Source organism: Pantoea sp. GM01, from assembly GCF_000282675.1.
In the GTDB taxonomy this organism is placed as follows: domain Bacteria; phylum Pseudomonadota; class Gammaproteobacteria; order Enterobacterales; family Enterobacteriaceae; genus Pantoea; species Pantoea nemavictus.
On the sequence record NZ_AKIU01000057.1, the window covers coordinates 19,391 to 30,043 of the forward strand.

General features: G+C 55.3%; 7 protein-coding genes. 2 read left to right on the forward strand and 5 right to left on the reverse strand.

Annotated elements, in window-relative coordinates:
• Positions 1-2: 2 nt before the first annotated feature.
• Both PMI17_RS17190 and PMI17_RS17195 read right to left on the reverse strand, forming a co-directional pair.
• On the reverse strand, positions 3-986 hold the full coding sequence (locus tag PMI17_RS17190) for a substrate-binding domain-containing protein (protein WP_007890867.1): 984 nt from the start codon (positions 984-986) through the stop codon (positions 3-5).
• A 12-nt stretch (positions 987-998) separates the two neighbouring features.
• Positions 999-1,829, reverse strand: a complete 831-nt coding sequence (locus tag PMI17_RS17195) for a DeoR/GlpR family DNA-binding transcription regulator (RefSeq protein WP_007890868.1) — start codon at positions 1,827-1,829, stop codon at positions 999-1,001.
• Between the two features lie 491 nt (positions 1,830-2,320).
• On the opposite strand from PMI17_RS17195, the gene PMI17_RS17200 reads away from it, so the two are divergent.
• Positions 2,321-3,394: a DUF1176 domain-containing protein gene (locus PMI17_RS17200; protein ID WP_007890870.1), complete on the forward strand. Its 1,074-nt coding sequence runs from the start codon at positions 2,321-2,323 to the stop codon at positions 3,392-3,394.
• 72 nt (positions 3,395-3,466) lie between these two features.
• On the opposite strand, the gene ampH is transcribed toward PMI17_RS17200, so the two are convergent.
• From ampH to tal, 3 genes are all read right to left on the reverse strand, one after another.
• Complete coding sequence (gene ampH / locus PMI17_RS17205; RefSeq protein ID WP_007890873.1) at positions 3,467-4,636, reverse strand: D-alanyl-D-alanine-carboxypeptidase/endopeptidase AmpH; 1,170 nt, start codon at positions 4,634-4,636, stop codon at positions 3,467-3,469.
• A gap of 146 nt (positions 4,637-4,782) precedes the next feature.
• Entirely contained in the window at positions 4,783-6,792 is a 2,010-nt protein-coding gene (tkt, locus tag PMI17_RS17210) for a transketolase (protein ID WP_007890876.1), read from the reverse strand.
• A 69-nt stretch (positions 6,793-6,861) separates the two neighbouring features.
• Entirely contained in the window at positions 6,862-7,812 is a 951-nt protein-coding gene (tal, locus tag PMI17_RS17215; protein ID WP_007890880.1) for a transaldolase, read from the reverse strand.
• A gap of 342 nt (positions 7,813-8,154) precedes the next feature.
• Here tal and maeB point away from each other — a divergent pair, with 342 nt between their 5' ends.
• On the forward strand, positions 8,155-10,434 hold the full coding sequence (gene maeB / locus PMI17_RS17220; RefSeq protein ID WP_007890881.1) for an NADP-dependent oxaloacetate-decarboxylating malate dehydrogenase: 2,280 nt from the start codon (positions 8,155-8,157) through the stop codon (positions 10,432-10,434).
• The last annotated feature ends 219 nt before the right edge of the window (positions 10,435-10,653 follow it).

A 10,653-nucleotide genomic window follows, 5' to 3' on the forward strand; every position in this document is an offset into this window, starting at 1 on the left:
CATTACAGCCCCATTTTCACCAGTTTTGGCAGATTCTCTTTGTCCAGGCTTTCGGTGTTATTGCCGAGGATGGTGTGCGTCGCCTCATCAACCTTCACTTTGCCCAAACCCTCGATGGTCATTCCGTCGGTGATAGCCTCTTTCTTCTGCATCATGTCGGCGATGCGCACAAACACTTCGCCAGCGGTTTGCGGATTCCAGATATAGCCGCCTTTAATGGCACCGCGCTGCACCAGCGATGCGCCCTGGCCCGGGCTGAAGGCGCCAATTACGCAAACCTGGTCAATCTTGTTACGGTTCATTACCGCGCGGCCGGCGCCAATTGGGCCTTGTGAACCGAAGGCCATAATGCCTTTCAGATCCGGGTACTTAGACATCAGTTCGTTGGTGGTGCGAATCGAGTCATCCAGCGATTCGCCCACGCCGAACTTGTCAGTCACCATCTGCATTTTCGGGTAGTGTTCTTTCTGGTAGTTCAGCGCGGCGTCGGTCCACTGCTGATGCAGCGGCACGGTCAGGCTGCCGACGTACATGGCATATTTGCCCTCTTCATGCATGCACTTCGCCAGCGCTTTCATGTGGTTGATGCCGTGCGTTGGCGCATCCACCAGTTCAAAGTCCCAGTTGGCACCTTTCTGATCCGGTGATTCGTGGGTGATGACTTCAATGCCGGCATCACGCGCGCGTTTCAGCACCGGCTCCAGCACTTTCGGGTCATTCGGCACCACGCCAATGATGTCGACTTTCTGCGCAATCAAATCTTCGATAGCACGCACCTGCAAAGCGGGGTCGGCTGCGGTTGGACCCACCATCCACGCGTCAATACCGCGCTTGGCCGCTTCACTCTTGATGCCCGCCTCCATGGCGTTGAACCACGGGATACCGCCAATCTTCACCACGATGCCCATACGTAATTTGTCAGCAGCGTGCGCCCCGGTGGCGGCAAACAGTGCGAGGAGAGAACAGGCGATAAGATGTTTTTTCATAAAGACTCCGATTTAATTTTTTATTAGCTGCATAGAATGGCTGCGCTGGGAGCAATCAATAACATTGACGCCGTTCCACGCTAATTCTTGTTCCAGCTCTTTGTCTTTTAATTGGTCAGTAATGAGAAAGTCCACATCGCGATAGTGGCAAATACGCGCGAATGAGGGCCGCAGGAATTTACTTCCATCCAGCAGCAGATGTTTTCTTTCTGCTGCTAATAACATTTGCTGTTTTAAATGTGCGTTGTTTTCGTTACCTTCACGTAAATAACCGTCATTGCCTAAACTGCTACAGGAAAAAAAGATCTTATTAATCTGAAATTCCCTGAGCGGTTGCTCGGCGACTACGCCGTGGAAATCTTCATAACGGTCAGAATATTCTCCCCCCAGACATATGGTGCGGATACTGCCCCGCGCCGCAAGGGTTTGCACAATTCTGATGGAATTGGTTAATACCGTTAATTCAATATCCGGTAGCTGTCGCGCTAAATACCAGCATGTGGTGCTGCTATCGAGTAATATACAATCGCCGGGGCTAATGAAATCGAGTGCGCGTTTGGCAATCGCCATTTTGGCATCAACATGTTCATTTATTCTCTGGCGGAAAGATAATTCAAACTCGTTAACACCACGTGTATTCCCCTGAATGTTGGCAGCCTGTCGTTTTGCTGGTACCGCACCGCCGTGGCTGCGTTGCAGCAGCCCACGTTTCTCCAGCTGAGTTAAATCACGACGAATGGTTTCTTGTGAAACCTGACATAACGTGACTAATTCAGCGACAATGACCCGACCATTTAAATTTAATTCGTCAATAATTCTTTGCTGTCTTTCAATCGGCAACATAACTGCCCTCCGATGGTTATAAATTACTGGATTGCGCCGCAGGAAAGTGTGGACTGCACACGAGTCCGTGGAGGTAAAAATGCCTGAGCTGATTAGAGTGATTTGGATCTGTAATTAATGTAAATGAGATGTCTGGTTATCAAAATTAAGTGATATTCATCACAAAAATACCGCTAAAGCGCCGGGAGTAATGCGCTACGCGCGTTGAACGCTGCCAGCATACAATTAAGCCGACATGACCGGTTATGACCGTTTGTGTGTATTTGACCGTTTTGTGATTGCGCACCAAGAGTGCGACGAATCCGATTGAGCAGTAATCGGTCAAAACGGATGATGAAGGCATTGCGTCATCCAGTACCCGATCGCCATAAGGTGCCTGCTTTTCCAGCAGTTAACCTCACTATTAGGGCCGGCTCACAGTTTAGGCCTGCTGACAGCGTTCCCGTTGCGCTATCATTTTCTTTCCAGGAATTTGGGGACCGATTTTTTTGATGTCGTATTGGATGAAATTACTGCTTTTATTGCCTTTTCTCTTTGTCGCGTGCGTGCAGGCCCAGCCACTGCAAAAGTCATTTTCTGACTGGCAGCTGACCTGCAACAATGCGGCTTTTTGCGTGGCTCGCAGTTTCCCCGGGGATAATGGCCTGGTGATGACTCTCTCACGTCATGCTGGCGTCAACGATCGCCCGCTGCTGCGCATCGATTACGGTAGCGCCTACAGCGGTGAACTGTCCGGCGGTCCGCTGAAAGATAACCTGCTGCTCGATCAGCGCCGGCTGACACCCGATCTCAAACACTGGACGGTGGAACCGCATCACCTTGCAACCAGCAATGCTATCGCCATCGACGAGTTCCTGGCGCAGACGCTGGATGCACAGAATCTGCAATTAACCTACAAAGCGAGCGCTACCGTTCCCCTCAGCGGGATGAAGGCAGCGCTGTTACTCATGGATGACGTGCAGGGCAGGGTGAACGGTGTAAGTGCCTGGGTGAAACGTGGCGACCGTGTGCAATGGGATGTGCCGCCACAGCCGATGCTGCCGCAGCTCCCTGCACCGTTGCCGTCGCCAGCGCCGTTAACCCAGGAAGAGACCAGCGGATTGATTGATTACGGCACCTGGCGCGTGAATACCGATAACTGCTCGCTCGATCCGCTGCGGCGCGAAGTGAGCGTATCGCCGCTCACCGACAGTAAAGCGTTGCTGCTGGTCAGCTGCGAAACCGGCGCTTACAACGTTATCGATCTGGCATTTGAAGTGACGCGCAGCGCGCCGTATGTATCGCGCGGCTTGAGTTTAACGCTGCCGTTTACCCCGCCTTCCCGTAGCGACACGCAGCTGGAGCTGGTGAATGCGGAATTCGATGCCAGCAATGGGCTGCTTTATACCTTCAGTAAAGGGCGGGGATTGGGCGATTGCGGCGTGGCGACGCGCTGGCAATATAACGGCAATGAGTTTGTGCTGGCGGAGTATGCGGAAGAGAAGATCTGCGATGCATGGCACAGCAGTGAGGATTGGCCTACGTTATGGATTAGCGAATCTCAGAATCCGGTGCAATCGCGTTAACCAGGTGCGCATAAATGCGCACCCTACAAAACAACCGTAGGGTCGCCATTTATGGCGACCGCCACTCACCCATTACCGAATTGCCTGCACCGTCATCGGTGAACCGGACTGATTGCCCACCAGTTCGGTTAGCATGTTGTTTACGCCATCGCTCATCGGGGTGAAACGCGTGAGTGGCGAACGCGTCACCACCACAAATACACCAACGTTGTGCTGTGGCACCATCGCCATATAGGTGATGAAACCGCCGCCGCCGCCGGTTTTCTGAATAATCCCCGGACGACCCTCCTTCGGCCCCATATACACCCAACCCATGCCCAGCGCGTCGGCGCGGCCCGGTACATCCATGCCTTCAACTTTCGTTAGTTGGTCGCGACGGTAAATCAGGGTTTGCAGACGATCGATCTGCGGCGTGCGGTGATTAACCGCCGAATTGAGGAACTGCTGCATCCAGCGCCCCATATCGTCTGGTGTCGAGTAAACGCCACCGCTGCCAATCGCGGCCAGCGTGTTGTTACACGGGCTGGCACCTTTTTCCGCCACCATCAAACGCTGACACTGATCCGGTGACGGCGTGAAAGTGGTGTCTTTCATACCGAGCGGACGCGTCACCAGCTGCTGCAGCAGCGCTGGATAAGGCGTGCCCGCCGCTTTGGCTAAAGCATCGCTCAGCAGATCAAATCCCAGATTAGAATAAGCCGCGCGCGAGCCGGGCGTCGCTTTCAGTTCAGCACCGCTGAGCCACTGCCAGCGATCGGATTTGGTCGGCCAGACAAACACCGGACGATGCGGTTTGCCGCCAGGCTGCTCGCGCGGCAGGCCGCTGGTGTGGGTTGACAGGTTAATCAGGCGAATCGGTTGGCCGTTATAGCTCGGCACGCGTGCTCCGGGCGGCGCGTATTTGCTCAGCGGATCGTCAAGACGGATTTGACCGCGCTCGGCCATCTTTACCATCACTTCGCTGGTCATTAGCTTGCTTAGCGAGGCGATACGGATCACCGAATCCTGCTGCGGACGCACGTTATTGCCAGGACGCGTATCACCAAAGCTGGCGAAGACACGCTGATTGCCATCAATCGCGACCAGCGCCATGCCGGTTGCGCCGCTGCCATAGAAAATGTGCTCGGCATAGCGATCAACAATCTGCGATGCCAGCAGCGGATCGGGTGACGACTGCGCCATGCTTTTTAATGGAAGCACTGAAACCATTAAGGCCAGTAAAAAAGGAGTACGTTTTTTCAACGGGAAAGCGTCCGCTATGAGAATCGGAGGAAAGCTTATAGTAATCAGTTTGAGCGAGGCGTGAAGAGGGCAGAGCGGATTTTTTTCTGTATCAGGCTGTGATCAAAAAATGGCCCTTACGCCAAAAAGACGCAGGGCCAGATCGATTAGTGCGGCTTGAGTAAGGCTTCAGTGTGGCTAACGATGTTCTCCACGGTGAAACCGAATTCCGGGAACAGTTTGCCGGCCGGTGCTGACTCACCGAAGGTGGTCATGCCGACAATCGCGCCGTCCAGACCGACATACTTGTACCAGTAATCGGCAATGCCGGCTTCCACCGCCACGCGCGCCTTCACGCCGGATGGCAGCACCGATTCGCGATACGCCGCATCCTGCTTATCAAACACGTCGGTGCTCGGCAGTGAAACGACGCGGATGTTGTGGCCGCCCGCGGTCAGTTTCTCCGCCGCGCCAAGCGCGATTTCGATCTCCGAACCGGTGGCGATAATGATCGCGTCCGGCGTGCCTGCGCTGTCTTTCAGCACATAGCCACCGCGTGCGATATTCGCTACCTGCTCCTGGCTGCGTTCCGGCTGCAGCAGGTTCTGACGCGACAGGATCAGCGCGGTTGGGCCATGATGGCGCTCAACGGCGGCTTTCCACGCCACCGCAGTTTCTACCTGGTCACATGGACGCCACAGGCTGAGATTTGGCGTCACGCGCAGGCTGGCGATCTGCTCAACCGGCTGGTGGGTTGGGCCATCTTCGCCAAGGCCGATCGAGTCATGCGTATACACCAATACCTGACGCGCTTTCATCAACGCCGCCATGCGCACCGCATTACGCGCGTACTCAACGAACATCAGGAAGGTGGCGGTGTAAGGCACAAAACCGCCGTGATGGGCGATACCGTTGCCAATCGCCGTCATGCCAAACTCACGCACGCCGTAGTGAATGTAGTTACCCGCGGTATCCTCTTTGATCGATTTCGAGCCCGACCAAATGGTGAGGTTACTTGGCGCCAGATCGGCTGAACCGCCAAGGAATTCCGGCAGCAGTTTACCGAACACTTCCAGCGTATTTTGTGAGGCTTTGCGGCTGGCGATTTTTTGCGGGTTAGCCTGCAGCTGTTCAACAAACTTCTGCGCTTCGCTCTCCCAGTTCGCCGGCATTTCACCGTTTAGGCGACGCGAGAACTCTTGCGCCAGCTCAGGATGCGCCGATTTATACGCGGCAAATTTCTCATCCCAGGATTTCTCACGCTGCGCTCCTGCTTCTTTGGCATCCCATTGCTGGTAAATCTCTTTTGGGATCTCAAACGGCGGATAGTGCCAGCCCAGTTTCTGCCGCGTCAGCGCCACTTCCTCTTCGCCCAGCGCTGCGCCGTGCGACTCCTCTTTACCGGCTTTATTCGGCGAGCCGAAGCCAATGGTGGTGCGGCAAATAATCAGTGAAGGCTTATCTGTAACGCTTTGCGCTTCTTTGATGGCGGCGGCGATCGCTGCCGAGTCGTGGCCGTCAATGCCTTCGGCGCTGCCCACAACATGCCAGTTATAGGCTTCGAAGCGTTTGTGGGTGTCATCGGTGAACCAGCCTTCGGTTTCACCATCAATCGAGATGCCGTTGTGATCGTAGAAACCAATCAGTTTGCCGAGGCCCAGCGTACCCGCCAGCGAACTCACTTCGTGCGAGATGCCTTCCATCAAACAGCCATCGCCCATAAACACGTAGGTGTGATGGTCAACAATGTCGTGGCCGGGACGGTTGAACTGCGCCGCCAGCGTACGTTCGGCAATCGCCAAACCCACCGCATTAGCTAAGCCCTGGCCCAGCGGACCGGTGGTGGTTTCTACGCCCGGCGTATAGCCAATTTCCGGGTGGCCCGGCGTTTTTGAGTGCAGCTGACGGAAGTTCTTCAGCTCTTCCATCGGCAGATCGTAACCGGTGAGGTGCAGCAAACTGTAAAGCAGCATCGAACCGTGACCGTTGGAAAGAATAAAGCGGTCACGGTCGGCCCATGCCGGGTTATTCGGGTTGTGTTTCAGCACATCGCGCCATAACACTTCGGCGATATCAGCCATACCCATCGGCATGCCGGGGTGGCCGGAATTTGCTTTTTGTACCGCATCCATGCTGAGTGCACGAATGGCGTTAGCCAACTCTCTGCGTGAAGACATAAGGTTCTCCCTTGTGATTTGGCGATAGCGGACAAGCCGTTGCTCATCCGCCATAAGAGTGATTGCGGGTTACAGACGTGACGAGAGGACGTCTTCCAGCTTCTGCTGGTCGATGGCGAACTGGCGGATGCCGTCTGACAGCTTCTCAACCGCCATCGGATCCTGATTATGTTCCCAGCGGAATTCCGCTTCTGACAGTGAAGCCGGTTGATGGAAGCCTTCAGTTGATGGCTCCAGCTTACGTTCCAGCGGCGCATCGCTGTTGGCCAGCTCTTCCAGCAGGTTAGGCGAAATGGTCAGGCGGTCGCAGCCGGCCAGTGCCTGAATTTGCTCTACTTTACGGAAGCTGGCACCCATGATGACGGTGCTGTAACGGTGCTTTTTGTAGTAATCGTAGATACGACGCACAGATTTCACGCCTGGATCTTCGTCGACCACATACGGGTCGATCGGCTTGCGTGAGTTGTACCAGTCATAAATACGGCCAACAAACGGTGAAATCAGGAATACACCGGCTTCGGCACAGGCGCGGGCCTGCGCGAAGGAGAACAGCAGCGTCAGGTTGCACTGAATGCCGTTCTTCTCCAGCTCCTCAGCGGCTTTGATGCCTTCCCAGGTGGAAGCCAGTTTGATCAGAATGCGTGAGCGGTCGATGCCGTACTCTTCGTACAGGCGCACCAGTTTCTCAGCTTTGGTGACACACATGCCACGATCGAAGGAGAGGCGCGCATCCACTTCGGTCGAAACACGGCCCGGTATGCTTTTCAGAATTTCCATACCGAGGTTGATCGCCACTTTGTCGCTGGCGTTGATGATTTGCGTCTCTTTGCTGCCGCCCTGTTTTTTCGCGTAGTCGATGGCGTCATCAATCAGATGTTTGTAACCCTCGAGACCGGCGGCTTTCAGAATCAGTGATGGGTTAGTGGTCGCGTCTTGCGGGTGATAATTACGAATAGATTCAATATCGCCGCTGTCGGCCACCACGGTGGTGTACTGTTTTAGTGCGTCTAGCTGGTTCATCGCTTAACTCCTTGATTAGCAATAATGTGGGCAAAGGTGTTGCACCCATTCCTGTTAAGTCGTGGTCCAACACAGTGCTACAGACGTTGCACGAAGAAAATGCGTTTTCTCTGATTGTGCCGTCGTGGCGCTTAAGAGGTGCGATAGTGAAAGGAGGACGGGCCTTAATCGGTTCAGCTACGCTTTTTGCCATCAATAAGGATAGCAGGCTGTGGCAAAGCCGCAGGCGAAGCGGTAGCAATCCGTGCCTTTAAGACTGCGGGTTCTTTGAGCGCCTTCACCCTTCTTTGTGGCGTAGATTCCTATACTGAACGCTCATTTAGCTGCGCCACAGGATGCCTAATGGACGAACAACTCAAGCAAAGCGCTCTCGATTTCCACCAATTTCCCACCCCCGGAAAAATTCAGGTTTCACCCACCAAGCCGTTAGCTACGCAGCGCGATTTGGCGCTGGCCTATTCGCCCGGCGTGGCCGCGCCTTGTCTGGAAATTGCTGCCGACCCGCTGGCGGCGCGGAAATACACCGCGCGCGGCAATCTGGTGGCGGTGATCACCAACGGCACCGCGGTGCTGGGGCTCGGCAACATTGGTGCACTGGCCAGTAAGCCGGTGATGGAAGGCAAGGGCGTGCTGTTTAAGAAGTTCGCCGGTATTGACGTGTTTGATATCGAAATTGATGAGCACGATCCCGATAAGCTCATTGAGGTGATTGCTGCGCTGGAGCCCACCTTCGGTGGCATTAATCTTGAAGATATTAAGGCACCGGAGTGTTTTTACATTGAACAGCAGCTGCGCCAGCGCATGCAGATTCCGGTGTTTCATGACGATCAGCACGGTACGGCAATCATCTGCACCGCCGCGGTACTCAACGGTTTAACCATCGTCAAAAAAGCCATTAGCGATGTGCGGCTGGTGGTATCGGGCGCGGGCGCCTCGGCCATCGCCTGCCTGAATCTGCTGGTGGCGCTCGGCATGCAGAAGCACAACATTGTGGTATGCGATTCCAAAGGGGTGATCTATCGCGATCGCGAACCGAATATGACACCGACCAAAGCCGAATATGCGGTTGCCGATAGCGGCGCGCGCGCGCTGGATGAGGTGATTGGCGGCGCAGATATTTTCCTTGGCTGTTCCGGCCCGAAAGCGCTGACGCCGGAGATGGTGCAGAAGATGGCGCAGGATCCGCTGATTCTGGCGCTGGCTAATCCTGAGCCGGAAATTATGCCGCCGCTGGCGAAGCAGGTGCGGCCCGACGTAATTATCTGCACCGGGCGCTCTGATTTCCCCAATCAGGTGAACAACGTGCTGTGCTTCCCGTTTATCTTCCGTGGCGCGCTGGACGTGGGCGCCACCGCCATTAACGAACAGATGAAGCTGGCGGCGGTGCACGCCATTGCCGCGTTGGCGCAGGCGGAACAGAGCGATGTGGTGGCCTCAGCGTATGACGATCAGGATTTAAGCTTCGGCCCGGAATATCTGATTCCTAAACCCTTTGATCCGCGATTAATTGTGCAGATTGCGCCAGCGGTAGCGAAAGCGGCGATGGAGTCGGGCGTCGCCACGCGGCCCATCAGTGATTTTGATGCCTATCGCGAGCAGCTCACCGAGTTCGTCTACAAAACTAACCTGTTTATGAAGCCGATTTTTTCGCAGGCGCGTAAAGATCCGAAACGCGTGGTGATGGCAGAAGGTGAGGAGGTGCGCGTGCTGCATGCCACCCAGGAGCTGGTGACGCTCGGGCTGGCGAAGCCGATTTTGATTGGTCGTCCCAACGTGATCGCTATGCGCCTGCAAAAGCAGGGATTAAAAATCGAAGCGGGTAAGGATTTTGAGATCGTTAATAACGAATCCGATCCGCGTTTCAAAGCGTACTGGAGCGAGTATTACCAGATCATGAAACGGCGTGGCGTCACGCCGGAAACCGCGCAGCGTGCGGTGATTGGCAATCCGACGCTGATTGGCGCGATCATGGTGCATCGCGGAGAAGCGGACGCGCTGATCTGTGGCACCATTGGCGATTATCAGGAACATTACGACGTGGTGGAGAAAGTGTTTGGCCTGCGCGATGACGTGAAAGTGGCGGGCGCGATGAATGCGCTGTTACTGCCGAGCGGCAATACCTTTATCGCTGATACGTACGTCAATGAAGACCCCAGCGCGGAGCAATTGGCGGATATTACGCTGCTGGCGGCGGAAACCGTGCGCCGCTTTGGTATTGAGCCGCGCGTGGCGCTGCTGTCTCATTCCAGCTTTGGTACCTCAAACGCGCCGGGCGCGCGTAAGATGCGCGAAGTGCTGGCGCTGATCCAGCAACGTGCGCCGAATTTAGAGATTGATGGTGAGATGCACGGCGATGCTGCGCTGGTGGAGACTATTCGCCGCGAGCTGATGCCGGATAGTCCGCTGAAAGGCACGGCTAATTTGCTGATCATGCCAAACGTGGAGGCGGCGCGCATCAGCTATAACCTGCTGCGCGTCTCCTGTTCCGAAGGCGTAACAGTGGGGCCGGTGTTAATGGGGATTAGCAAGCCGGTACATGTGTTGACGCGCATCGCCTCGGTGCGGCGCATTGTGAATATGGTGGCGTTAGCGGTAGTGGAGGCGCAGACCGAGCCATTGTAAAACCAGGTAGCCATGAATGGCATAATGCTCGTCAGTTAAGCAAGGCACTGGCTCCGCGGGGGTAACCTGGTCGCCATGAATGGCGACCCTACAAGCGCAACAGCGATGATGATTCAGGAACATGCATTGATGCTACAGCGCGGGTGTTGAGGCGACATCCCAACCCGCTGAGCGAGGGAGGGATTCCAGGGCGAGCCGCAGGGATGCGGCGAGAGGCGG

What these genes read in the sequence shown, in the direction of transcription:
- tal (WP_007890880.1), bottom strand. Translation starts at nt 7,812, where the DNA reads ATGAACCAGCTAGACGCACTAAAACAGTACACCACCGTGGTGGCCGAC.
- PMI17_RS17200 (WP_007890870.1), top strand. Translation starts at nt 2,321, where the DNA reads ATGTCGTATTGGATGAAATTACTGCTTTTATTGCCTTTTCTCTTTGTC.
- tkt (WP_007890876.1), bottom strand. Translation starts at nt 6,792, where the DNA reads ATGTCTTCACGCAGAGAGTTGGCTAACGCCATTCGTGCACTCAGCATG.
- PMI17_RS17190 (WP_007890867.1), bottom strand. Translation starts at nt 986, where the DNA reads ATGAAAAAACATCTTATCGCCTGTTCTCTCCTCGCACTGTTTGCCGCC.
- maeB (WP_007890881.1), top strand. Translation starts at nt 8,155, where the DNA reads ATGGACGAACAACTCAAGCAAAGCGCTCTCGATTTCCACCAATTTCCC.
- PMI17_RS17195 (WP_007890868.1), bottom strand. Translation starts at nt 1,829, where the DNA reads ATGTTGCCGATTGAAAGACAGCAAAGAATTATTGACGAATTAAATTTA.